Source organism: Pandoraea commovens, from assembly GCF_902459615.1.
GTDB lineage: Bacteria > Pseudomonadota > Gammaproteobacteria > Burkholderiales > Burkholderiaceae > Pandoraea > Pandoraea commovens.
The window spans coordinates 1-25505 of the sequence record NZ_CABPSA010000009.1; the positions used below are offsets into that span (position 1 = coordinate 1).

The 25505-nt window shown below is 63.7% G+C and carries 20 protein-coding genes; 14 read left to right on the top strand and 6 right to left on the bottom strand.

All coding sequences use genetic code 11. The features are described 5' to 3' along the window. Nucleotides 1-158: 158 nt before the first annotated feature. Both PCO31010_RS21830 and PCO31010_RS21835 read right to left on the bottom strand, forming a co-directional pair. Complete coding sequence (locus PCO31010_RS21830) at nt 159-959, bottom strand: basic amino acid ABC transporter substrate-binding protein (RefSeq protein ID WP_046289888.1); 801 nt, start codon at nt 957-959, stop codon at nt 159-161. 83 nt (nt 960-1042) lie between these two features. Next, entirely contained in the window at nt 1043-1819 is a 777-nt protein-coding gene (locus tag PCO31010_RS21835) for an enoyl-CoA hydratase (RefSeq protein WP_150666138.1), read from the bottom strand. 602 nt (nt 1820-2421) lie between these two features. On the opposite strand from PCO31010_RS21835, the gene paaN reads away from it, so the two are divergent. The 5 genes from paaN to paaK all read left to right on the top strand — a co-directional run bounded on the left by paaN (nt 2422) and on the right by paaK (nt 8345). Continuing rightward, nucleotides 2422-4116: a phenylacetic acid degradation protein PaaN gene (gene paaN, locus PCO31010_RS21840; protein ID WP_150666139.1), complete on the top strand. Its 1695-nt coding sequence runs from the start codon at nt 2422-2424 to the stop codon at nt 4114-4116. A 169-nt stretch (nt 4117-4285) separates the two neighbouring features. Further along, the gene (gene pcaF / locus PCO31010_RS21845; protein ID WP_150666140.1) at nt 4286-5488 is read left to right on the top strand and encodes a 3-oxoadipyl-CoA thiolase; all 1203 of its coding nucleotides are present in this window, start codon (nt 4286-4288) and stop codon (nt 5486-5488) included. A gap of 43 nt (nt 5489-5531) precedes the next feature. After that, nucleotides 5532-6314 (top strand): 2-(1,2-epoxy-1,2-dihydrophenyl)acetyl-CoA isomerase PaaG, encoded by a 783-nt coding sequence (gene paaG, locus PCO31010_RS21850; RefSeq protein WP_150666141.1) that lies wholly within the window; start codon nt 5532-5534, stop codon nt 6312-6314. Between the two features lie 180 nt (nt 6315-6494). Continuing rightward, nucleotides 6495-6950, top strand: coding sequence for a hydroxyphenylacetyl-CoA thioesterase PaaI (gene paaI / locus PCO31010_RS21855; protein WP_425495027.1), 456 nt, complete (start codon nt 6495-6497; stop codon nt 6948-6950). Nucleotides 6951-7049: 99 nt separating this feature from the next. Continuing rightward, nucleotides 7050-8345: a phenylacetate--CoA ligase PaaK gene (gene paaK, locus PCO31010_RS21860; RefSeq protein WP_150666142.1), complete on the top strand. Its 1296-nt coding sequence runs from the start codon at nt 7050-7052 to the stop codon at nt 8343-8345. A 99-nt stretch (nt 8346-8444) separates the two neighbouring features. Here paaK and mltA read toward each other — a convergent pair whose 3' ends face one another. Next, on the bottom strand, nt 8445-9587 hold the full coding sequence (gene mltA / locus PCO31010_RS21865) for a murein transglycosylase A (protein WP_150666143.1): 1143 nt from the start codon (nt 9585-9587) through the stop codon (nt 8445-8447). Between mltA and PCO31010_RS21870 the strand changes: the two genes are divergently transcribed. Beyond that, the gene (locus tag PCO31010_RS21870; RefSeq protein WP_150666144.1) at nt 9586-9819 is read left to right on the top strand and encodes a hypothetical protein; all 234 of its coding nucleotides are present in this window, start codon (nt 9586-9588) and stop codon (nt 9817-9819) included. The two genes, mltA and PCO31010_RS21870, sit on opposite strands and share 2 nt — an antisense overlap. Before the next feature lie 45 nt (nt 9820-9864). On the opposite strand, the gene apaG is transcribed toward PCO31010_RS21870, so the two are convergent. Next, nucleotides 9865-10239, bottom strand: coding sequence for a Co2+/Mg2+ efflux protein ApaG (gene apaG, locus PCO31010_RS21875; protein WP_150666145.1), 375 nt, complete (start codon nt 10237-10239; stop codon nt 9865-9867). A 322-nt stretch (nt 10240-10561) separates the two neighbouring features. Between apaG and rpe the strand changes: the two genes are divergently transcribed. From rpe to PCO31010_RS21915, 8 genes are all read left to right on the top strand, one after another. Then, complete coding sequence (gene rpe / locus PCO31010_RS21880) at nt 10562-11242, top strand: ribulose-phosphate 3-epimerase (RefSeq protein ID WP_010808649.1); 681 nt, start codon at nt 10562-10564, stop codon at nt 11240-11242. Beyond that, a complete protein-coding gene (locus tag PCO31010_RS21885; protein WP_150666146.1) occupies nt 11239-11955 on the top strand; it encodes a phosphoglycolate phosphatase in 717 nt (238 codons plus the stop codon). Before rpe ends, PCO31010_RS21885 begins: the two co-directional genes overlap by 4 nt. Nucleotides 11956-12375: 420 nt before the next feature. Continuing rightward, nucleotides 12376-13881 carry an anthranilate synthase component I gene (gene trpE / locus PCO31010_RS21890; RefSeq protein ID WP_046289899.1) on the top strand — a complete coding sequence of 502 codons (1506 nt, stop codon included), beginning with the start codon at nt 12376-12378 and terminating at the stop codon, nt 13879-13881. 359 nt (nt 13882-14240) lie between these two features. Beyond that, nucleotides 14241-15737 (top strand): efflux transporter outer membrane subunit, encoded by a 1497-nt coding sequence (locus PCO31010_RS21895; protein ID WP_246184721.1) that lies wholly within the window; start codon nt 14241-14243, stop codon nt 15735-15737. Between the two features lie 19 nt (nt 15738-15756). Continuing rightward, nucleotides 15757-16830, top strand: coding sequence for an HlyD family secretion protein (locus PCO31010_RS21900; RefSeq protein ID WP_150666147.1), 1074 nt, complete (start codon nt 15757-15759; stop codon nt 16828-16830). A 10-nt stretch (nt 16831-16840) separates the two neighbouring features. After that, nucleotides 16841-19624, top strand: a complete 2784-nt coding sequence (gene rbbA / locus PCO31010_RS21905) for a ribosome-associated ATPase/putative transporter RbbA (RefSeq protein ID WP_150666148.1) — start codon at nt 16841-16843, stop codon at nt 19622-19624. A gap of 83 nt (nt 19625-19707) precedes the next feature. Then, entirely contained in the window at nt 19708-20832 is a 1125-nt protein-coding gene (locus tag PCO31010_RS21910; RefSeq protein WP_150666287.1) for an ABC transporter permease, read from the top strand. A gap of 81 nt (nt 20833-20913) precedes the next feature. Beyond that, the gene (locus tag PCO31010_RS21915; protein WP_425495028.1) at nt 20914-23355 is read left to right on the top strand and encodes a DUF3141 domain-containing protein; all 2442 of its coding nucleotides are present in this window, start codon (nt 20914-20916) and stop codon (nt 23353-23355) included. On the opposite strand, the gene PCO31010_RS21920 is transcribed toward PCO31010_RS21915, so the two are convergent. Both PCO31010_RS21920 and PCO31010_RS21925 read right to left on the bottom strand, forming a co-directional pair. Then, nucleotides 23321-24802, bottom strand: coding sequence for an ATP-binding protein (locus PCO31010_RS21920; RefSeq protein WP_150666149.1), 1482 nt, complete (start codon nt 24800-24802; stop codon nt 23321-23323). The two genes, PCO31010_RS21915 and PCO31010_RS21920, sit on opposite strands and share 35 nt — an antisense overlap. Then, the gene (locus PCO31010_RS21925; protein ID WP_150666150.1) at nt 24799-25464 is read right to left on the bottom strand and encodes a response regulator transcription factor; all 666 of its coding nucleotides are present in this window, start codon (nt 25462-25464) and stop codon (nt 24799-24801) included. The genes PCO31010_RS21920 and PCO31010_RS21925 overlap by 4 nt, the downstream gene beginning before the upstream one ends. Nucleotides 25465-25505 lie beyond the last annotated feature (41 nt).

Sequence of the window (25505 nt, forward strand, 5' to 3'; positions counted from 1 at the left end):
TCGCTGTCGTTGCGAGAGACGGAATATTAGTGAAAACCCGGAACGCTGGCAAGCACTTTGTGAAAATAATTTGAAAACCCACGAAAAAGCCCCGTCGTGACGGGGCTTTTTCATTTCATACAGCGCCTGCCGGCGCTGTATGCCACGTGACTTCGGGGCTATTTCTTACCGAAGTACCGCTCGTAGATGGCGTCATACGTACCGTCCGCCTTGATCGCATCGACACCCTTGTTGATCTTGGCCAGAAGCTCGGCATCGCCCTTACGCACCGCAATGCCGTAGTACTCCTTCGGGAAGCTGCTGTCAGCGACCGTGCGAAGCTTGGCATTCGGATTATTCGCAATGAAGTTCACCACCACACCGTTATCTGCGACCACCGCATCAACGCCACCCGCTTCGAGTTCCTTCATCGCCAGCGGGGTGCCTTCGAAACGTTTGACCGACGGATTGTTCTTGCCCATCAGCTTCTGCACAACTTCATCGCCCGTCGTCGCCGTCTGCACGCCGACCTTCATCGACTTCAAATCGTCGAACTTCTGTACGGTCGAGTTCGCCGGCACGGCAATCAACTGCGATGCCTCAAAGTAAGGCTTCGAGAAATCCATCTGCTTGCTACGTTCGTCCGTGATCGTGATCGCAGAGATCAGAATGTCGCGGTCGCCCTGCACAAGCGAATTGAAGATGCCTTCGAACGGCGTATTGATAAAGCGGATGGAGATGCCCGCCTTATCGGCGACGGCTTTCATCACATCGATATCGAAACCGGCGATCTGCCGGGTATCGGTTTCGAATTCGAACGGCGCATAGGCGGCGTCCGATCCGACGACGTACACAGGTTGCGAGCCGTCCGGCCCGACCGACCGGCCCGCAGCCGATTCTTCCTTCTTCCCGCAGGCACTCAACAGCAGCCCCGAGGCCACCACCAAGGCCAGCGCAAATGCACGTCGTTTCATCGACATCGTTTCGTCCCTTGCTGAAAAAACCGGCAGACTATCATAGGACGACCTCCCCAACGGCGGCCGCCCCGGCTTTTCTCAATAGATCAGCGATGCTTGAAAACCGGCTTGCGCTTCTCGACGAACGCCGCCATGCCTTCCTTCTGGTCTTCCAACGCGAAGAGCGAATGGAACATGCGGCGCTCGAATTGCACGCCCTCGTCGAGGGTCGACTCGAAAGCGCGGTTGACGGCTTCCTTTGCGGCCATGACGACCGGCAGCGAATATTCACAGATGGTGTTGGCTGCGCCGATCGCCTCGTCGAGCAGCTTATCGAGCGGCACGATGCGCGAGACGAGGCCGGCGCGCTCAGCTTCGGTGGCATCCATGAAGCGCGCAGTCAGGCACATGTCCATGGCCTTGGCCTTCGACACGGCGCGCGTGAGACGCTGCGTACCGCCCGCGCCCGGAATCACCCCAAGCTTGATCTCCGGTTGTCCGAACTTTGCGTTGTCCGCAGCGATGATGAAGTCACACATCATGGCCAGCTCACACCCGCCGCCGAGCGCGAATCCCGACACGGCAGCGATGACCGGCTTGCGGATACGGCGCACCGTCTCCCAGTTGCGCGTGATGTAGTCGCCCTTGAAGACGTCGGCGAACGTGTACTTGGACATCATGCCGATGTCGGCGCCGGCGGCGAACGCCTTCTCACTCCCGGTGATCACCATGCAACCGATGGCTTCGTCGGCATCGAACGCGGTGAGCGCAGCGCCCAGTTCGTCCATCAGCGCGTCGTTCAGCGCGTTGAGCGCCTTCGGACGATTCAGCGTGATCAGACCGACGCGGCCGCGCGTCTCCACCAGAATGTTCTCGTACGTCATCCTCTTACTCCTCCAGTCAAAGTCTCGTCTTGTGATTCGGGGGTCAGCGGTGACTCGGGCTCGACACCCGGGCATCCGCCAGAAACAGATAAGGCGATGGGCGCGCCATCGGTTTGCAACGGCGCTGCGGCGCTCTGCGTGGGCCTGGGTGTGCGGCTCGCGGGGCGTCGACTGCAGTGGTTAGGCATGATGCCATTGATCCCCCGGGCACGCACCTTTCGTTCCGCAACGCAGATCGGAGGCCGCAAGTCGTCCAATGTCGGGACAAAGTCCGAGAAATCGGGAGCGACAGCCACCGGCATCCGACGATGCATCCCGCGAACCGGCCGCCCGCCCTGCACTCGGCGCGCCCGCTTCAGCCGCACAGCTCGCATGCGCGGATCCGTCGGGGAAAACCCGGCATCATCGTGTGCCACGCCCGGAAGATTTGGTGCTATATTAACAAACCAACCGGTCGGTTAATTAATGTTGACGTCGAATCGACGACAACGATTAGTCAGACGACCCGGTGCCGTCCCCTGCGTCTTGCCGCGCGAGCCACGAACTTGCGCGCAAGACAGCGAATCCGCCAGCCGCATCCCGACACGGACAGATCCACAACCATGACTCATCCCCTCTTCGCCAAACACCAAGAGACTCTCGAGCGCGCCCTTCAGGCCATCGCCACGCGTGGTTACTGGAGCCCGTTCACGGAAATGCCGAGCCCGCGTGCTTATGGCGAGACGGCCGCCGCCGATGGCGAAGCCGCTTTCAAACAGTATCTGAACGCCGCCTTCCCGCTGGAGCAGCGCGGCAGCACGGGCAGTGTCGGCCAGGAAGCTTCGCCGTTCGGCTTTGCGCTCGGCACGACTTACCCCGGTTTCGAAATCGACGCCCTGCTCGCCCGCGTGAAGGATGCCCACAAGTCGTGGCGCGCCGCCACGCCGGACGCCTGGGTCGGCGTCTCGCTCGAAATCCTCAAACGCCTGAACGCACGTAGCTTCGAAATGGCCAACGCCGTGATGCACACGACGGGTCAGGCTTTCATGATGGCGTTCCAGGCCGGTGGCCCGCACGCGCAGGATCGCGGTCTCGAAGCCGTGGCCTACGCATGGGACGAACTGCGCCGCATTCCGGCTAACGCCTACTGGGAAAAGCCGCAGGGCAAGAACCCGCCGCTGGCGATGGAAAAGCGTTACACCGTCGTGCCGCGCGGCGTGGCGCTGGTGCTCGGCTGCTGCACGTTCCCGACATGGAACGGCTATCCCGGCCTGTTCGCCAGCCTCGCGACCGGCAATGCCGTTGTCGTCAAGCCGCATCCGGGCGCAATCCTGCCGCTCGCCATCACCGTGAAGATCGCGCGTGAAGTGCTCAAGGAAGCCGGTTTCGATCCGGATGTCGTCACGCTCGCCGCCACCAACCCGAACGACGGCGCCACCGTCCAGCAACTCGCGAAGCGCGACGAAGTGCGCGTGATCGATTTCACCGGCAGCACCGCCAACGGCGACTGGCTGGAAGTCAACGCGCGTCAGGCGCAGGTCTACACCGAGAAGGCCGGTGTGAACCAGATCGTGATCGACTCGACGGACGACCTCAAGGGCATGGCCCGCAACATCGGCTTCTCGCTCGCGCTGTACTCGGGCCAGATGTGCACCGCGCCGCAGAATATCTACATCCCGCGCGACGGTATCCAGACGCCGGACGGCAAGGTCTCGTTCGATGAAGTCGTGGCCGCCATTGCCGGTAGCGTTCAGAAGACGTGCAGCGATCCGGCCAAGGCCGTAGAACTGCTCGGCGCGATCCAGAACGAAGGCGTCATCGCCCGCATCGACGAAGCCCGCAAGGTCGGCCGTGTGGTGCTCGACAGCCAGACGCTCGAACACCCGGCCTTCGCCGGTGCACGCGTGCGCACGCCGCTGATCGTCGCGCTCGACGTCGCCGACGAAGCCACCTACACCCGCGAATGGTTCGGCCCGGTCACGTTCGTAATCGCCGTCGACAGCAGCGAGCAAGCTTTCGCGCTGGCCGGACGCACCGCCGCGCAGCACGGCGCCCTCACGCTTGCGGCCTACACGACGACGCCGGAAGGCGAAGCACTGGCACTCGACGCCGCCATCGAAGGCCGCGTCGCCCTGTCGCTCAACCTGACCGGCGGCGTGTTCGTCAACCAATCGGCGGCGTACTCGGACTACCACGGCACGGGCGGCAACCCGGCAGCAAACGCCAGCCTGGCCGATGCGGCCTTCGTCGCCAACCGTTTCCGCGTCGTGCAAAGCCGTCACCATGTGCCAGCCAAGTCCGAAGCGGGCGCTGCCTGATTCACGTCCAGTTAAGTCACATCTATATAGAGAGGACGGGAAACCCCTCACGCAAATGCGACGGTAAGTCACTACCATAGTCACTCACCGTCGCACGGCCCCTGCGCTTCAGCGCTTAGACGCCCGCGACCGATCTTCCCGCCCCAAGCCAAGACAGGAACGAGACACCATGACCGAAGCCTTCATCTGCGACGCGATCCGCACCCCCATCGGCCGTTACGGCGGTGCGTTGAAGGACGTTCGCGCCGACAACCTCGGTGCAATCCCCCTCAAGGCGCTGATGGCGCGCAACCCGAACGTCGACTGGACACTGATCGACGACGTCATTTACGGCTGCGCCAATCAGGCAGGTGAAGACAACCGCAACGTCGCTCGCATGGCGTCGCTGCTTGCCGAGTTGCCCATCGACGTGCCGGGCGCAACGCTCAACCGCCTGTGCGGCTCGGGCATGGACGCCATCGGCACCGCCGCGCGCGCCATCAAAGCGGGCGAAGCAGGGTTGATGATCGCAGGCGGCGTCGAATCGATGACGCGCGCGCCGTTCGTGATGGGCAAGGCCGACAGCGCGTTCTCGCGTCAGGCCGCCATTTTCGACACGACCATCGGCTGGCGCTTCATCAACCCGCTGATGAAGGTGCAGTACGGCGTCGACTCGATGCCGGAGACGGCGGAGAACGTGGCCGACGACTTCAAGATCAATCGCGAAGATCAGGACCGCTTCGCGCTGCGTAGCCAGGAGAAGGCCGCGCGCGCGCAAGCCGACGGCACGCTCGCACAGGAAATTACGCCGGTGTCGATCGCCCAGAAAAAGGGCGACGCCATCGTCGTGGAACATGACGAACATCCGCGCGCCACGAGCATGGAAGCGCTGGGCAAGCTCAAAGGTGTGGTTCGCGCGGACGGCACCGTTACCGCCGGCAACGCCTCCGGCGTGAACGACGGCTCGTGCGCCCTGCTGCTCGCCAGCGAAAGCGCCGCCAAGCTGCATGGCCTCACGCCGCGTGCCCGCGTGCTCGGCATGGCAACCGCCGGTGTCGCACCGCGCATCATGGGCATCGGCCCGGCCCCGGCTACGGTCAAGCTGCTCAAGCAATTGAACATGACGCTCGACCAGTTCGACGTCATCGAACTGAACGAAGCGTTCGCCAGTCAGGGCCTGGCCGTGCTGCGTCAACTCGGCCTCGCCGACGACGACGCCCGCGTGAACCCGAACGGCGGCGCGATCGCACTGGGCCATCCGCTGGGTGCGTCGGGCGCGCGTCTGGTGACGACGGCGATGTATCAGCTTCACCGCACGGGCGGTCGCTTCGCGCTGTGCACGATGTGCATCGGCGTGGGTCAGGGCATCGCCATCGCCATCGAGCGCGTCTGAGCGATACCCCTTCTATATATAGAGACCCCGGAGACAGCCCCCGATGACCGCCACGATTCAACTGACGCTGCAAGACAACGTCGCCACGATCACGCTCAACCGCCCCGAGAAGCTCAACAGCTTCACGCGGCAGATGCATGCGGAATTGCGCGACGCCCTCGACACCGCTCAGGCACAGGGCGCGCGCGCCATTGTCCTGACCGGTGCAGGCCGGGGCTTCTGCGCCGGGCAGGATCTGGCGGATCTGGACTTCACGCCGGGTGCATCGACCGACCTCGGCGCGCTGATCGACGAGAACTTCAACCCGCTCGTGCGCAAACTGCGCGCCATGCCGATGCCGGTGATTGCTGCGGTGAACGGCATCGCCGCAGGTGCAGGTGCGAACCTCGCCCTGGCGTGCGACATCGTGCTGGCCAGCGCTTCCGTCAACTTCGTGCAGGCGTTCGTGAAGATCGGCCTTGTGCCGGATACCGGCGGCACGTGGTTCCTGCCGCAACGCATCGGCATGGCCCGCGCGATGGGGCTGGCGATGCTCGGCGACAAGCTCTCGGCCGAACAGGCCGAACAGTGGGGCCTGATCTGGCGCTGCGTCGACGACGACGTGCTGTTGTCCGAAGCCCAAAAGCTCGCCACGCAACTGGCCACACAACCGACGAAGGCGCTCGCAACCATCAAGGAAGCGCTCTACGCCTCGGCAACCAACACGCTCGATCAGCAACTGGATCTGGAACGCGACGGACAACGCTCGCTGGGCGCGTCGTATGACTATGCGGAAGGCGTGAACGCGTTCCTGCAAAAGCGCGCGCCGAAGTTCGAAGGCCGCTGACCTCCGCCGAAGTACAGACGAAGCACAGACCAAGCACAGACGAAGCACCAAGCAAGCTGAAGGCACGCAGGACCAAGGAAAAGCAGAACCAGCAGCGACGCACACCGAACGCCAAAACCACACGCGCCGCGCGAGAGACCACGACATAACAAGATTAGACGAGACACAAGAGGAACCCCGATGAGCCAAACCTCCGCCGCCAAAGCCGTCGGCGATATGACGCCGGAAGAACTCGCCCACGCTACGGGCGAAGCGATGTACAGCACCGACCGAGCGAGCCAATGGCTGGGCATGGAGTTGCAGGAAGTGCGTCCGGGCTATGCCCGTATGACGATGCGCATTCGCGACGAATTCCTCAACGGTCACGCGATCTGCCACGGCGGCCTGATGTTCACGCTGGCCGATTCGACGTTTGCGTTCGCCTGCAACAGCTACAACGTCGTGACGGTGGCGGCCGGTTGCAGTATCGAGTTCCTCAAGCCGGTCTCGGGCGGCGACACGCTCACCGCCGAAGCGCAGGAGCAGGTGCTCTCGGGGCGTCATGGCATCTACGACATTCGTTTGACGAACAACGCCGGTGAAGTGGTGGCGATGTTCCGCGGCAAGTCCGCACAGATCAAGGGCAGCGTCGTCTGACGAGGCCCGGCCATACTCAGTAATACGCGCACCCGGGCTCGGGCGCGCGCAAGGTAATCAACGTATCAGCGTAAGAAGCAAGACCCCAAGGAGACAGTCATGACCACCGCCTTGCCGCTCGAGCCGATCGAGAAAGCGAGCCTCGACGAACTGCGCGCCCTTCAGCTCGACCGACTGAAGACGACGCTGCGGCATGCCTATGAGAATTCGCCGGTGTATCGCCGGAAGTTCGACGAGGCCGGCGTCCACCCGGACGAATTGACCTCGCTGGCCGACCTGGCCAAGTTCCCGTTCACGACGAAGCAGGATCTGCGCGACAGCTATCCCTTCGGCATGTTCGCGGTTCCGATGGAACAGGTCTCGCGCGTGCATGCGTCCTCGGGCACCACGGGCAAGCCGACGGTCGTGGGCTACACCGCCAACGACATCAGCACGTGGGCCGATCTGGTCGCGCGCTCGATTCGCGCCTCCGGTGCGCGTCGCGGCGACAAGGTGCACATCAGCTATGGCTACGGCCTGTTCACGGGCGGTCTCGGTGCCCACTACGGCGCAGAGCGCGCGGGCCTGACGGTGATCCCGTTCGGCGGCGGTCAGACCGAGAAGCAAGTGCAACTGATTCAGGACTTCAAGCCGGACATCATCATGGTGACGCCGAGCTACATGCTCGCGATTGCCGACGAACTGGAACGTCAGGGCATCGTGGCGGCGGAATCGTCGCTGCGCATCGGCATCTTCGGCGCAGAGCCGTGGACGAACGACATGCGCACGGCCATCGAAAAGCGCATGGGCATCGACGCCGTCGACATTTACGGTCTGTCGGAAGTGATGGGCCCGGGCGTGGCGTGCGAATGCGCCGAGACGAAGGACGGTCCGACCATCTGGGAAGATCACTTCTATCCCGAAATCATCGATCCGGAGACGGGTGAAGTGCTGCCCGACGGCGAGTTCGGCGAACTGGTGTTCACGTCGCTCACGAAGGAAGCGCTGCCGATCATTCGTTACCGCACGCGCGATCTCACGCGTTTGCTGCCGGGTACGGCGCGCACGATGCGTCGCATGGAGAAGATCACCGGCCGTTCGGACGACATGATGATCATTCGCGGCGTGAACGTCTTCCCGTCGCAGATCGAAGAATTGCTGCTGCGTCAGCCGGTGCTTTCCCCGCACTACCAGATCATTCTGGATAAGGAAGGCCCGATGGACACGATGGCGGTAGACGTCGAGGCGGCCGTCGGATGCGACGACGCGGCTGCGTTGCAAGCGGCCGGCGGTGAACTCAAGCGCGACATCAAGACGCTCATCGGCGTGTCGTGCGCGGTGCGCGTGAAGCCAGTCGGCGGCATCGAGCGCTCCGTCGGCAAAGCACGCCGGGTTGTGGACAAGCGCCCGCGCTAAGCCATTAGCACCCGCTCGTCAGCATGAAAAAAGCCCGCGACCTTCGCGGGCTTTTTCTTGGACGTCGGAACTTGCCAGACTTATCGGAAGCGATCCGGCTTACTGGTTCGGCAGGAACACCCACATCTTGCCGCTCTGACGCATGCGTCCGGCCAGATCGCCTGCATCGTCGCCCAATCCCCAGAAGAAGTCCGCACGAACGCCACCCTTGATCGCGCTGCCGGTGTCCTGCGCGAACATCAGCCGGTTGATCGGCGAATTGGCTTGCGGCCCGAACGGCGGACGCGTCGTCGACAGGAACACGGGGCTACCCAGCGGGATCGACGCCGGATCGACGGCAATGGAGCGCTCTGCCGTCAACGGCACACCCAGCGCGCCGATGGGGCCTTCGATGCCGCCCACGCCGTGGTTCGGCATCTCGCGGAAGAAGACGAAACGCGGGTTCACGTCGAGCAACGCATCGACGCGCGACGGGTTAGCGCGCGCCCAGGCGCGAATGCCCTGCATCGTCGCCTGCGCGGCGGTGATCTCGCCGCGATCGATCAGCCAGCGACCAATCGACTTGTACGGCTGATCGTTGTTGCCGCCGTAACCCACGCGCATGATCGAACCGTCGTCGAGCACGACCTGGCCGGACCCCTGCACTTGCAGGAAGAACGCCTCGATAGGATCATCGACGTACACCAGCTCGTAACCGCGCAACATGCCGCTGCGCATCAGTTCGGCGCGGGCGGGAAGCGATCCGGCTTTGCGTCCGGCGGGCCATTTGTAGAGCGGCGTCTGGTAGACCCCGGTGCGCACGCGCGAGCCGTGCAGCAGCGGTTCGTAGTAACCGGTAATCAGGCCCGTCTGCGTCCCATCGGAGTTCGCGATGCGAAACGGCGTAAAGTACTGCTCAAAGAATTGACGCACGGAGGCCGCGTCGAGATCGTCAAGCTGCTCGGAGGCCCGGCAGGCCGGTTGCCACTTCGCCTGACGGCTCAGCTTCACGCAGGTTTGGGCCAGCGCAAGACGCGCGCCGATCAGGGAATCGTCCTGCCAGCCGTCGACATCGGCCCATGTCACGGCCTGCATGCGACCTGCACCGGACGGGGGCGTTGCCACATTCGACGGCGGAACGCCTGGACGCGACGGGGTCGACGGAGGCACACTCGAACAACCATAGAGCAATGCGGCAAACGCGGCGAGCGCCAGGCCCCGGCCAGCGCGCCACCGCCCGAACACATTCAGGAAGAGCGTCATGAGTAATCTGTTCGATGAATATCCGGCCTTGCTGGTGTTGCCGGAGGTGTTGCTGGCGATCGTGATCGTCGCCGCTATCGTGATCCTGCGACGCAAGCCGTCGCCCGGACGCAGAGTTCGCCAGATGCGCGCCACCCGGCCGATGCCGAGCGACACTGTGGACCCCGTGGACCCACGCGACGCGTCCGGCGACCCGCTCAAGAAGGAAGACTGGTCCGACGACCGTCGCTGACGCGCCAGTCTGTCGAACCACGCCAACGGTGCGCGCATGCCCGGCTCAGTGCAGCGTACGCGGCATGGTCAGCGCGAATTCCGCGATGGGCGCTTCGAAGCGCGTGCCGTCTTCCGCCACACAGAAATAATCGCCGCGCATGGTGCCCACCGGCGTGGCGACCATCGCCCAGCTCGTGTACTCGAACTGTTCACCCGGCTGGAGGAACGGCTGATGGCCAACCACACCCAGCCCGTTCACTTCCTGGACCTTGTTGTCGCCGTCGGTAATCACCCAGTGACGCGAAATCAGCTGTGCCGGCACTTCGCCGCTGTTGCGGATGGTGATCGTGTAGGCGAAGGCAAACTGCCGCCGATCCGGTTCCGACTGTTCCGGGAGGTACTGCGGACGCACGGTGACGGTAAATTCGTACTGGCTCATCGGGTGTTCCTGTAGCGCATGCGTGCTCTCTGATGTTGTTCTGGTCTGACTCTTATGGGACTACGGCGGGTTCCAGCAGCGTGACAGGCGAAAAACATAAATGCTGTCCCGTTTTGCAAGGCATTCTGCGGCAAGTCGTCGCGGGTCGCAACCAGCAAACGCCCTTCGAATGCCCTTCGAACGCCCACCAAACGCCCCCCCGGAACGTCCGCTCGCCGTATGCCACGGAAAGGCTTTCCGGCCGGGGCCTCCGGCACGCAACGGGCAAGCGTCATGTGAAAGCTTTAAAATAGCGCTTTTGACGCCTTCCCCCTGCCCTGCCATGACGCAATTCTGTATCGCCCCCAGCATCCTGTCCGCCGACTTTGCCCGGCTGGGCGAAGAAGTCCGTAACGTCGTGGCGGCGGGCGCCGACTGGATTCACTTCGACGTGATGGACAACCATTACGTTCCCAACCTGACGATCGGCCCGATGGTCTGCGAAGCCATTCGCCCGCACGTGGACGTGCCCATCGACGTGCATCTGATGGTGCGCCCGGTCGACCGCATCGTGCCCGACTTCGCCAAGGCCGGTGCCAATCTGATCACGTTCCACCCGGAAGCCTCGGAACACGTGGACCGCACGCTGAGCCTGATTCGCGATAACGGCTGCAAGGCCGGTCTCGTCTTCAACCCGGGGACGCCGCTGCATTACCTCGACCACGTGATGGATCGCCTGGACATGGTGCTCATCATGTCGGTCAACCCCGGTTTCGGCGGTCAGTCGTTCATTCCGGAAGCACTCAACAAGCTGCGCGCCGTGCGTGCCCGTATCGACGCGTACACCGCCGAGACCGGCCGTGAGATCCGTCTCGAAATCGACGGCGGCGTGAAGGTCGACAACATCGCCGAAATCGCGGCGGCAGGCGCGGACACGTTCGTCGCCGGTTCGGCCATCTTCGGCAAACCCGACTACAAGGCGGTAATCGATCAGATGCGCGCCCAACTCGCGAGCGTCGCATGATCCAGAATCCGCATCTTCAGCTGGACGGCATCCGCGCGGTGCTGATCGACCTCGACGGCACGCTCGTCGACACCGCAGGCGACTTCGGTGTCGCACTGAACGCCATGCTCGCCGACCTCGGCGCCGAACCGGTGCCGGTCGAGCGACTGATGACGTTCGTAGGCAAGGGCACGGCCAACCTCGTGCGCAAGACGCTTGCCGTACGTTTTCCCGAGTCGGACATCGACGCGCTGTTCGACCGTGCGCAAGACAAGTACGAAGCCGTCTACACGTCGATCAACGGCGAGAACACGGTGCTCTATCCCGAAGTGCGCGAAGGGCTGGCCGCGTTGCGCGAAGCCGGTCTGCCGGTGGCCTGCATCACGAACAAGCAGCATCGTTTCGCGGTCGACCTGCTCGCACACTACGGCCTGAGCGATCAGTTCGACCTCGTGTACGGTGGCGACTCGTGGCCCAAGCGCAAGCCGGACCCGATGCCGCTCGTCAAAGCGTGTGAAGCGTTCGGTGTCGCACCCGCACAAACGGTGCTCGTCGGCGACTCCGGTAACGACGCGCAGGCCGCGCGCGCTGCGGGCTGCCGCTCGCTCACGGTGCCGTACGGCTACAACCATGGCGAATCTATACAAACGATCGACACGGATGGTATAGTCGCCTCAATTCTGGGCGCTGCCCGGGCGATTCTGCCCAAAGCGACGTCCGCACTGGCGAACTGAATTCGTCATCTTCCACACTGCATTCAAGCAATGTTCCTGAACAAGAAACGGAGTCTTAGCGTGATCGACCGGGGGGCCTGGCCCTGGCGACGCTGGTCCTGCTGAACCCTTCCCAAAGGGGTGGCCGGGACCGCCGAAGTTCGTCTTCGGCAACCCGTTTCTTGCATCGTTGTTGTTCCCAAGAAGTCATCAATCGGCGCGCCGTCCCGTACGGCGTGCGGATTCGTCGAGACGCATCGTTTCCTCAGCTTTCGTCGAACCTTCGTTGTCGCATCGTCGACGCGCGCGGGTTCGCTGCGGATCGGTACGCCGCGACGTGGGTCAGCACATCCCACCCCGACACGACTCAGGTATTCTCAACGCCAATCCACGCCGATTCTGCGGGACCGCCCGCCGGCAAACTTGCAGGCAGAGTGCAACATGACCGAACTCGAATTCAAATCGCTGGCCAATCAGGGCTTCAACCGCATCCCGCTGATCGCAGAAGCCTTTGCCGATCTCGACACCCCGCTGTCGCTTTATCTCAAGCTGGCGTTGGGGGACCGGCGCGGGGCGAACACTTTCCTGCTGGAGTCAGTCGTCGGGGGCGAGCGCTTCGGCCGCTACTCCTTCATCGGCCTGTCCGCCCATACGCTGCTGCGCAGCTTCGGCCCGAAGACCGAGGTCGTGCGCGACGGTGCCGTCGTCGAGACGCATGAGGGCGACCCGCTCGAATTCATCACCCAGTTTCAGGCGCGCTTCAAAGTGGCGCTGCGCCCGGGCATGCCGCGTTTCTGCGGTGGCCTCGCCGGTTACTTCGGCTATGACGCCGTGCGCTACATCGAGAAGAAGCTCGCGCACACCGCGCCGCGCGACGACCTGAATCTGCCGGACATCCAGTTGCTGCTCACCGAAGAACTCGCCGTGATCGACAACCTGACCGGCAAGCTCTACCTCATCATCTACGCCGACCCCACGCAGCCGGAAGCCTATTCGAAAGCACGCCTGCGTCTGCGCGAGCTGCGCGCGCGCCTGAAAGCGCCGGTCGACGCCCCCGTCACGTCCGGCAGCGTGCGCACCGAGACCTTCCGCGAATTCGCCAAGCCGGACTATCTGGCCGCCGTCGCCAAGGCGAAGGAAGCCATCGCCGCCGGTGAACTGATGCAGGTGCAGGTCGGCCAGCGCCTCATCAAGCCGTACCGCGACGCCCCGCTCTCGCTTTACCGTGCGCTGCGCTCGCTCAACCCGTCACCGTACATGTACTTTTACAACTTCGGCGACTTCCAGGTCGTGGGCGCATCGCCGGAGATTCTGGTGCGTCAGGAACGTCGTCAGACGCCCGACGGCGAACACGAGATCGTGACGATTCGTCCGCTCGCGGGTACGCGTCCGCGCGGCGCGACGCCCGAGCGCGACGCCGAACTGGCGAAGGAATTGCTTGGTGATCCGAAGGAAATCGCCGAACACGTGATGCTGATCGATCTGGCCCGCAACGACGTGGGCCGCATCGCGCAGACCGGCACCGTCGAAGTCACCGACAAGATGGTCATCGAGAAGTACTCGCACGTGCAGCACATCGTGAGTTCGGTGGAAGGTCGTCTGCAACCGGGCCTGTCGAATATCGACGTGCTGCGCGCCACCTTCCCGGCTGGCACGCTCACCGGCGCACCGAAGGTGCGTGCAATGGAACTGATCGACGAACTCGAACCGGTCAAGCGCGGCCTCTACGGCGGCGCGGTAGGTTATCTGTCGTTCGGCGGCGAGATGGACGTCGCCATCGCGATTCGCACCGGCGTGGTGAAGGACGGCAATCTGTACGTACAGGCCGCCGCTGGCATCGTAGCCGACTCGGTGCCCGAATCGGAATGGCAAGAAACGGAGAACAAGGCGCGCGCCGTGCTGCGCGCGGCCGAACAGGTGCAGGACGGACTCGACGCAGAGTACTGATCCCCACATCCTCACACCGCTGCACCAATGTGAAGCGCATTGCCGTTTAAAACGCAACACGCTTCCCTACATTGCATGTCGGTGACGCTTCACCCGGAAAGGCCTCGAATCGATGCTCTAGTCGATTCGGGGCCTTTCTTGATTTAGCACAACCGTTCGCTTTTTTCGACCGCTTTGGTATACGCCGATTGACGTCACCCACGATATAGTTAGGTGTCCGTCGGGAGGTCGAAGCTTCTATGGCGAAACCATGCAATCCACGTATGCGTTCCGACATCGCGAATACCCCAGCGATGTTCCCAACGTCCGTCAGAACTAGTCGGCCCAATAGACTCATTGGGCCCAGGTTCCTCATATCGATGACGGCTGCGCTTGCCGCTGCCGTGCTCAGCGGCTGTATCTCGATGGCGCCCACTTACGAGCGCCCCGCCGCCCCTGTCGCCAATGTGTGGACGCCGGACGTCAGCGCCTCACCCGCCACGGCAACGGCGCAGCCCGCGTCTGCGCTCGACTGGCGCGAGTACTTCGCCGATCCGCAGCTACGCAGCCTCATCGACACCGCCCTCGCGAACAATCGCGATCTGCGCGTCGCGCTAGCGCGCGTGGAACAAGCGCGCGCGGTGTACGGCATTCAACGCGCCGATCTATTTCCTTCCGCAGGCATCGGCGCGAGTGGCACACGGCAACGTCTGCCCGGCGACCTGAGTCTCACCGGCAATCCCTACATCAGCAGCCAGTATCAGGTCGGCCTCGGCCTGTCGACATGGGAGCTGGACTTCTGGGGCCGCATCCGCAATCTGAAAGACGCAGCGCTCGACGACTATCTCGCGTCCGACGCCTCGCGTCGCGCGCTCGAACTCAGCCTGATCTCGCAAGTTGCGCAGACGTGGCTGAGTCTGCGCGAATTCGACGAACGCATCGCGCTTGCGCAGCAAACGGTCGACAGCCGAGCCGAGTCGCTGCGCATCTTCACGCGACGCGAGCAAGTCGGCTCGACGTCGAAGCTCGATCTCACGGAAGTCACCACGCTCTGGCAACAAGCGCGGGCACTCGTCACGCAACTCGAACAGCAACGCGCGGTGCAGGCGCACGCGTTGCAAGTGCTTGTCGGCGTGCCCATCGACACGTCGCCGCAAGCGCTCGATCGCACGGTCGACGATGCCAATCTGATGCGCGACCTCGAGCCCGGCTTACCGTCGTCGTTGCTGGAGGATCGTCCGGACATCATCGCGGCCGAGTATCAACTGCGCGCAGCGCATGCCAACATCGGCGCAGCCCGCGCCGCGTTCTTCCCGCAAATCACGCTGACGGGCTCCGTCGGCACGGCAAGCAGCGCACTCGACGGCCTGTTCAAAGCTGGCAGCGCCGCGTGGACCTTCACGCCGAGCATCAACATTCCGATCTTCCAGGGCGGACGTCTCGTCAACAATCTCGATCTGGCCGAAGCGCGTCGCGTGGAGTCGGTGGCGAATTACGAGAAGACGATTCAGGGCGCATTTCGCGACGTCGCCGATGCGTTGAGCGCACGCCGCTGGCTCGCCGAGCAGGTGACGATCCTGCAAGCGACGCAGGACGCGCAGGCGGAACGCGCGCGTCTCGCCAAGCTGCGTTACGACCACGGCGCCGCGGCCTTCCTCGAAGTCCTCGACGCCCAACGCGATCTCCTCGCCATCGAACAAACCACAGTGCAGACGAGACGCGCGCTGCTCTCCGCACGCGTCTCGCTCTACACGGCGCTCGGCGGTGGCAGCCGACTCATGCCTGCGGCCGACACACCCTCGGGACTGTTCGGACAAACGCCCCGCGTCATCGAGCCATCGCCGGGCACGGCGAACACCGCGCCGACCGTCCAATAATTTGAAGAGGTCACAGAACATGGCACTTCCCAACGCCAAGAAACTCGTTCCAGCCCTGATCGTGCTCGTCGTGATCGGGCTGGGATGGTACGGATGGAAGACCTACAGCCACACCGGCCCGGGCGACGGTTTCGCCAGCGGCAACGGGCGCATCGAAGCCACCGAAGTCGATATCGCGACGAAAATGGCCGGACGCGTCGAAGCCATCTACGTGCGCGAAGGCGACTTCGTGAAAGCGGGGCAAGTCCTAGCCAAGATGCAGATCGACACGCTCAACGCCCAGCGTGACGAAGCCCGCGCGCAGTATCAGCAGGCTGTGACCAACGTCGCCGCGATTCAGGCGCAGGCTGCGGCACGTCTGTCGGACAAGGCGACGGCCGAAGCCAACGTGGCCGCGCGCGAAGCCGAACTCGATGCGGCACAACGCCGTCTCTCGCGCTCGGAAACGCTCTCGAAGGAAGGCGCATCGTCGGTGCAGGAACTCGACGACGACCGCGCACGTGTGCGAAGCACCCGCGCCGCCGTCACTGCGGCCAAAGCGCAGGTTGCCGCCGCGCAATCGGCCGTGGAAGCAGCTAACGCGCAAGTCACCGGATCGAAATCGACGGTCGAAGCCGCGAAGGCCACCATCAGCCGGATCGAAGCCGACATCACCGACAGCGAACTCAAGGCACCGCGCGACGGGCGTGTGCAGTATCGCGTCGCGCAGCCGGGCGAAGTGCTCGCGGCGGGCGGCAAAGTCCTCAACCTCGTCGACCTGTCGGATGTATACATGACGTTCTTCCTGCCCGAAGCCGTCGCGGGACGCCTCGCGATGGGCGCCGAAGCCCGCATCGTGCTCGACGCCGCACCGCAGTTCGTCATTCCCGCCAGTATCTCGTTCGTCTCCAGCACGGCACAGTTCACGCCGAAGACGGTGGAGACCGAAAGCGAGCGTCAGAAGTTGATGTTCCGCGTGCGCGCACAGATCGCGCCCGAACTGCTGCAACAACATCTGAAGCTCGTGAAGACCGGCCTGCCCGGCGTGGCATGGGTGAAGACCGACAGCAAGGCAGAGTGGCCGGCCCAGTTGCAGACCAAGCTGCCGCAGTGAGCCGCGCGTCATGACGGACTCCTCCTCACCAGAGAACGGCAGAGACACGCCCGGGCACGGCGCACCGCCGGTTGTTCATGTCGTGGACGTCACGCTCAAGTACGGCCGCAAGACGGTCGCGCTCGATAGCGTCTCCATCGACATCCCGGCGAACTGCATGGTCGGGCTGATCGGGCCGGACGGTGTCGGCAAATCGACGCTGCTCTCGCTCATCGCAGGCGCACGTGCCGTGCAGACGGGCACCGTCGAAGCGCTCGGCGGCGACATGGCAAGCAAAGCGCACCGCGACCTCGTCTGCCCGCGCATCGCCTACATGCCGCAAGGGCTGGGCAAGAACCTGTATCCGACGCTCTCCGTCGAGGAGAACCTGCAATTCTTCGCGCGCCTGTTCGATCACGACGCCGCAGAGCGACGCCGCCGCATCGACGACCTCACGCGCAGCACAGGTCTGCATCCGTTCCTCGATCGTCCGGCGGGCAAGCTCTCCGGTGGCATGAAGCAGAAGCTCGGTCTGTGCTGCGCACTGATCCACGATCCCGATCTGCTGATTCTCGACGAGCCGACCACCGGCGTGGACCCGCTCGCCCGCGCGCAGTTCTGGGATCTGATCGCGCGCATCCGACGCGAACGTCCGGCGATGAGCGTGATCGTCGCGACCGCCTACATGGATGAAGCACAGCGCTTCGACTGGCTCGTCGCAATGGACGCAGGCAATATCCTCGCAACCGGCACACCGACCGAGTTGCTCGCCCGCACGCAGCGCGACAACCTCGAAGCCGCCTTCATCGATTTGCTGCCGGAAGAGAAGAAACGCGGTTACGAGCCGGTCGTGATTCCGTCGTTGCATATCGACGAACACACCGAGATCGCCATCGAGGCCAAAGGGCTGACAATGCGCTTCGGCGATTTCGTCGCCGTCGATCATGTGGACTTCCGGATTCGTCGCGGGGAAATCTTCGGCTTCCTCGGCTCGAACGGCTGCGGCAAGTCGACCACGATGAAGATGCTCACGGGCCTGCTGCAAGCGAGCGAAGGACAGGCGTGGTTGTTCGGTCACGAGGTCGACCCGAAGGACATCGACACGCGCCGTCGCGTGGGCTACATGTCGCAGGCGTTCTCGCTCTACACCGAACTCACGGTGCATCAGAACCTCGTGCTGCATGCGCGACTGTTCCACGTGCCTGAGGCCGAAGTCGACGCACGTGTCGACGAGATGGTGCAGCGCTTCGGACTGGCCGACGTGCTCGACACGTTGCCCGACAGCATTCCGCTTGGCATGCGTCAGCGTCTGTCGCTGGCCGTGGCGATGGTGCACAAACCCGAACTGCTGATCCTCGACGAACCGACGTCGGGCGTCGATCCGGTTGCGCGCGACAACTTCTGGCGTCTGCTGGTGGAGTTGTCCCGGCGTGACCGCGTGACGATCTTCATCTCCACGCACTTCATGAACGAGGCCGACCGCTGCGACCGCATCTCGCTGATGCACGCGGGCAAGGTACTTGTCTCCGATCCGCCCGCGAAGATCACGAAGGACAAAGGCGCCCACACGCTCGAACAGGCGTTCATCGAATATCTGGTGGAGGCCGGTGGCGGCACCCCGGAAGCCCCCGAGACACCGAAGACGGAAGTGGCTGCCACCGCTGCGACACCGTCACACGCGAAGCTCAAGGGCTTCTCGCTCGGCCGGATGATCAGCTACCTCTGGCGCGAAACGCTGGAGTTGCAACGCGATCCGGTGCGCGCCACGCTGGCGCTGGTCGGCTCGCTCGTGCTCATGCTGGTGATGGGGTACGGCATCAGCATGGACGTCGAGGATCTGCGCTACGCAGTGCTCGACCGCGACCAGACCACGATGAGCCAGAACTACGCCCTCAACATCGCGGGGTCGCGTTACTTCATCGAACAACCGCCGATCACCGATTACGACGACATGGACCGCCGCCTGCGCGACGGCGAACTCGCGCTGGCCATCGAGATTCCACCGGGTTTCGCGCGCGACGTGTCACGCGGCAAAGCCGTGCAGATCGGCGCGTGGATCGACGGCGCGATGCCGATGCGTGCCGAAACCGTGCAAGGCTATGTGCAAGGCATGCATCAGAACTGGCTGGCCGATCAGTCCTTGCGACGGCTCGGCGTCAAGCCAACGGCGTCGCTCGACATCGAGACGCGCTTTCGCTACAACCCCGACGTCAAGAGCCTTCCTGCGATGGTCCCGGCCGTGATTCCGTTGCTGTTGCTGATGCTCCCGGCGATGCTCACGGCGCTCTCCGTCGTGCGCGAGAAGGAACTCGGCTCGATCCTGAATCTGTACGTGACGCCCGTCACGCGCACGGAATTCCTGATCGGCAAGCAGATTCCGTATGTGGCGCTCGCCATGCTGAACTTCCTGCTCATGGCGCTCATCGCCGTGACGCTCTTCGGCGTGCCCATCAAGGGAAGTTTCCTGACGCTGGTTACGGCGGTCTTCATTTTCAACGTGGTCGCCACGGGTATCGGCCTGCTCGCGTCCACCTTTACCCGCAGTCAGATCGCGGCCCTGTTCTTCACGATGATCGGCACGATGATCCCGGCGATTCAGTTCTCCGGCATGCTCACGCCGGTGCCGTCGATGGAGGGCTCGGGCCGGTTCATCGGCGAGATCTATCCGGCGACTTACATGCTGATCATCAGTCGCGGCGTCTTCAACAAGGCGCTTGGCTTCGGCGATCTCGGCAACGCCTTCTGGCCGATGCTCATCGCCGTGCCCGTGATTCTGGGCGCGACGGTCCTGCTGCTCAAGAAACAGGACAAGTGATGGCTAGCCCGAACGCACCGCAAGCCTCCCCATCCACAGCGCGCGACACCAGCGCCACGCCGCCGCGTCGCAAGCATCCGTGGTTGCGGCATGTCGCGAACATCTACCGGCTCGGCGTGAAGGAGCTTTGGAGTCTCGTGCGTGACCCGATGATGCTGGTGCTCATCGTCTATACGTTCACCGCATCGGTCTATTCGGCGGCCACGGCACAACCCGAGACGTTGCACATGGCCCCCATCGCCATCGTGGACGAAGACGCCTCGCCGCTTTCGCAGCGCATCGTCTCGGCGTTCTACCCGCCGCAGTTCACCACGCCGCAGATGATTACGGCGAACGCTGTCGACCGGGGCATGGACGAGGGCGCGTACACGTTTGCGCTGAACATTCCGCCGAACTTCCAGCGCGACCTGCTGGCGGGGCGCGCGGCCGAAGTACAGCTCAATGTCGACGCCACGCGCATGAGTCAGGCGTTCTCGGGCAGCGGCTATGTGCAGCAGATCGTGTCGGCGGAAGTGCGCGAATTCCTTCAGCGATACCGATCCACGCCGGAGTTGCCCGTCGACCTGGCGTTGCGCGTGCGCTTCAATCCGACGCTGGAGCGGGCGTGGTTCGGCGCGCTGATGCAGATCATCAACAACATTACGATGCTGTCGATCATTCTGACGGGCGCGGCGCTGATCCGTGAGCGCGAGCACGGCACCATCGAGCACTTGCTCGTCATGCCGGTGACACCGACCGAGATCATGCTGGCGAAAGTCTGGTCGATGGGGCTGGTCGTGCTGATCGCGGCGGCCATGTCGCTGTGGTTGATCGTGAGCGGCGCGCTGCACGTGCCGATTGGCGGGTCGGTGGCGTTGTTCCTGCTGGGGGCCACGCTGCACCTGTTCGCCACCACGTCGATGGGCATCTTTCTCGCGACGCTCGCGCGCTCGATGCCGCAGTTCGGCATGTTGTTGATTCTGGTGCTACTGCCGCTGCAAATGCTCTCGGGCGGGAACACGCCGCGTGAAAGCATGCCGAAGCTGGTGCAGGACGTGATGCTCGCCGCGCCCACGACGCACTTCGTCGAACTGGGTCAGGCCATTCTGTTCCGTGGCGCCGGGATCGGCGTCGTGTGGGTGCAGTTCGCAGCGCTTGCGATCATCGGCGCGGTGTTCTTCGCTTTCTCGCTGCGACGTTTTCGTCGCACGCTCAGTTCGATGGCATGACGAGGATCACGAGGGCCCGTCGCCGTTCTCGGACGCGGCTTTCCGCCAACCCCGTCATGCCGGATTTGTGAGGTCATTGCCATGCCCGCCAAGTCGTCTGCCGCACTGGAACGCCGCTCGTCTCAGTCCCTCCGAAGCGCTCGCGCCACATCGTCCGCCGCCACCGGTGACGCGCCGTGGCTAGCCGCCAATCCGTGGCTCGCCAATCTGCCGTGGATGTCGGCCGCCGCCGAGTATGCCGTCGACGCGTGGCAGCGCAGCGTGCTGTTCGCCGACGTCATGCGTCAGCGCGGCAATCAGTATCAGGCGCATCTGGCCGAGTCGGCGCCCAACGTGCTCGACTTCGACGCCGAGGTGATTCTCGACGCCCACGAGCTGCCGCGTCCCTGCAACTATTGCCTGATGCGCATCGTGCCGCCGAAGGACACGCCCACACTGCCGAATGCGCGTCCGTTCGTCGTGGTCGATCCGCGTGCGGGGCACGGTCCCGGCATCGGTGGCTTCAAGCCCGACAGCGAGATCGGTGCGGCGTTGCGCGCGGGGCATCCGTGCTATTTCGTCGGCTTCCTGCCCGACCCTGTCCCCGGACAAACGGTCGAGGACGTGATGCGCGCCGAAGCGGCGTTTCTCGAGAAGGTCATTTCGATGCATCCGGAGAGTGCAGGCAAACCGGCGGTCATCGGCAACTGTCAGGCCGGATGGCAGATTCTGATGACGGCCGCGATGCGCCCCGAACTGTTCGGCCCGATCATCGTGGCGGGCGCACCGGTGTCCTATTGGGCGGGCTGGCGCGGACGCAATCCGATGCGCTACTCCGGTGGTCTGCTCGGCGGCAGTTGGCTCACGGCGCTCACGAGCGATCTCGGCGACGGCCGGTTCGATGGCGCGTGGCTGGTGCAGAACTTCGAAAGTCTCGATCCGGCGAACACGCTCTGGCGCAAGAAGTATCACCTGTATGCGAACGTCGACACGGAGGCACAGCGCTATCTCGGCTTCGAGAAGTATTGGGGCGGGCACGTCTTCCTGAACGCGCAGGAGATGCAATACATCGTCGACAACCTGTTCGTCGGCAACCGGCTCACGAGCGCGGAGCTGATCACGAGCGATGGCATCCGAATCGACTTGCGCAACATCCGCTCACCCATCGTGGTGTTCTGTTCATACGGCGACAACATCACACCGCCACCGCAAGCGCTCGGCTTCGTGACGGACATGTATCGCGACGACGCGGAAGTACTCAGTCACGATCAGACCATCGTCTACGCCACCCACGACAGCATTGGCCATCTCGGCATCTTCGTGTCTGGCAGCACCGGGCGTAAGGAGCATCGCAAGTTCGTCAACAACATCGATCTGATCGACGTGTTGCCCGCAGGCATCTATCAGGCACAGATCGCCGACAAGACCGACGACACGCTGCACGGCGAGCTGGCCGAAGGCGATTACGTGATGTCGATTCAGCGCCGCAGTGTGGAGGACGTGCGCGCCATCGTGCAACCGGATACGCAAAGCGACCGGCGCTTCGCAGCGGTGGCGCATCTGTCCGACATTCACCTGGGGTTGTATCGCAGTCTCGTGCAGCCGTGGGTGCGCGCGATGGTGACGCCGACGTCGGCCTACTGGATGAGGTTGCTGCATCCCCTGCGTGTGAGCTACGAGCTGTGGTCGGATCGCAATCCGTTTGCGGCACCGTTCGCCGAGAAGGCGGAACGCGTGCGGGAGACGCGTCATACCGTGTCTTCCGACAATCCCTTCCTTGCTTTGGAGACGGCCGTGTCGACGGCGATCGAGGCGTCGCTGAACTTCTACCGCGACATTCGCGACGACGGTTACGAGAAGGCGTTCGAGACGATCTACGGTCAACCGTGGGTGCAAGCGCTCGCCGGGCTGCACGGCAGCGATGGCACCGCGGTACGGGTGCATCCGGGCACGTCGCCCGAGCATGTCGCGTTCGTGAAGGAAGCGCTGGAACTGCGCCGTCACGAGGTGCGTCAGGGCGGTGTGCTGGAAGCGGGGATTCGCGCGTTGCTCTGGGTGCACCGTCTGCATGGCGAAGCGGACGAGCGGCAGTTCAATCTCGCACGTTCGTTGCCGCGTGGCGACACCGAAATTTCGATTGAGCGCTTCCGCGAGATCATTCGGCGTCAGGCGGGTTTGCTGCGCATGGCGCCGAATGCCGCGATGGAGGCCATTCCGGGCATGCTGGCACAGGCGTCGCCAACGTCGATTCGGCTGGTGGCGAAGGCCGTGAAGGAGCTGAGTTTCGCGGTGCCTCTGGAGGATGGCGAACAGAGCGATCTGGAACGCGTGCTCGCCGTCTTCGAACGGGCCGCGCAAAAGCGCGAGGCCGACGTGGAAGGGACAGGTAAGACAAGCGTAGCGGCTAAGCCTCGCGCCACGACGAGTCGCAAGGCAACCTCTCCCGCCACCACGCCTCGTAAGCGGACGACTGCCACGAAGAAGTCCACCACGACGGCCGCCGTCAAAACTACACGGACGTCGCGAGCGAAGAAGTCGGTCTGAGCTTCGACATGGCGGCGACGCGCGACGCATCGCCGCCATGCCCACCGTCACCCACAGGCACGACCAACCGCGCCACCAATCCCCCACCCTCGCGTGGCGCGAATTCAAGCGTTGCGTCGAAACGCCTCGCAATCGCCTGCACGATAGAGATGCCCAACCCTGCCCCCTCACCCTGCTGACGCCCCTGATCGCCCCGCCAGAATCGCTGGCCCAGTTGCGCCGTATGCGCAGCAGCAAGGCCCGGCCCTCGGTCGCTTACCTCTATGCAGTATCTTTGGTCCGGTTCGTCCAATGTCACCGACAACGTGATCTCGCTGCCTGCCGGGGAGTAACGCATCGCGTTGTCCAACAAATTTCTTAATGCCGTCGCCAGCATCGAACGCGGCAACACCGATCCTGTGTCTGTCGCTGAAATGCTAACCAGGATCCTGCCACTTCGACGACGGACCGGGGCCCCTTTCCCCTGCTCAGACATTGACCCAACTCGCATTGAAAAGGGGCCCCGATCCGTCTCTCCCATTTCAGTCAAAACCTCCTCGATCACCTCCGTCACCGACTCGCACCTGTCGTGCTCGTGGATCGGCGCGTCCGTCCTCGCCAATGTCATCAACTGATCCAACGTGTGGCCCAGTCGCTTTACGCCCGCACTCGCCTGCTGCAACGCCTGCTTCGACACACTGCCCTGCGTCAACGCCGCCACCTGCAAATGCGTGTCGATTGCCGTCAACGGCGTTCGCAACTCGTGCGCCGCACCATCCGTGAACGCCCTCTGGCCCACCAAGGTCTGCGCCAACCTGTCCAACCAACCATTCAACGCCACTACCACCGGCTTCAATTCCTTCGGCGCTTTGCCAATATCCACCGGCGTGGTGTCGTCAGTCCGCTTTCCACGCAACGTCGCGCGTAACGTCTCCAGTGGCGTCAGTCCCCTTCCGATACCCATCCACAACGCCATCAGACCGCCAATGACCGCGATCAGGAATGGAATGCCCGCCGCACGCAACATGCCATTCGTCAACACAGCCCGTCGCTTGACGAGATCCGCCGTCATCACCTGATATCCCGCCGCGTCCTGCAATACATAGATGCGCCAGTTGCGGCCGTCGATCTCTCTTGTGCTGAAGCCCGTCGGCAACGTCATCGCCGACGTCTTGGGACTGCCGTCCGTCTGTGCCAGCACCGCGCCCTGCAACGACCGGATTTCGCAGGCGATCCCGTCACTTCCTCCCGCGCGAATGACCTCGCCCCAATCTCTCGGCTCGGGATGCGGCGAGAATGCCGCGCGCGCCATCAGGCCCGCCACCATGTTGGCCGACATCGCCAGACGCTCGTCGAGCGCTTCGTCAAGGCTCGCGCGCACGCCGCGCATCATCCATCCCGCCGCTGCCATCCAAAGCACGATCAGCGCCACGCCAGCGATCAGCACCGCCCTAAGTCGAAGGCTCATGACAAGCTCCATCCCAACCGATATCCCAGACCGCGCGAGGTCTGGATGGCGTCGCATCCCAACTTGCGACGCACGTTATGTATGTGAACGTTCAGCACATTGCTGTTGATGCGCTCCGTCATGCCGTAAAGCCGCACGTGCAGCATGTCGGGCGACAACCAACGCCCCCGGCTGCTCGCCAGGTACGCGAGCAAATCGACTTCGCGGCGCGACAGTTCGACCGGCGTGCCGTCGAGCCACGCCAGCCCGCTCGCGGGATCAAGCCGCAACGGGCCCGCCTCGATGATCTGCGCCGCACGTCCATGCGTACGTCGCACCAATGCATGCAAGCGCGCCGCCAGTTCGCGCAGATCGAAGGGCTTGCTCATGTAGTCGTCGGCCCCGGCGTTCAAGCCCGAGATCCGGTGTTCGATGCCGTCGCGCGCGGTGAGGATCAGCACGGGAACGTCCGGCTCGACGGCACGAACGCTGGCGATCAGGTCGAGACCGTCGCCATCGGGCAGGCCGAGATCGAGCACCAACGCATCGAAGTTGTTCTCGGCATGCGCCGCCATGGCCGCCTCGCCGCACGCAGTCGCCTCGACCTGTATTCCCAAAGTCGAAAGCCCCGCAACGATGCCGCTCGTAATCAGAGGATCGTCTTCTACCAGCAGTACTCGCATTGATTCACGCCTCTCCCACGCGTCTCCGACGTCGCTCCGAC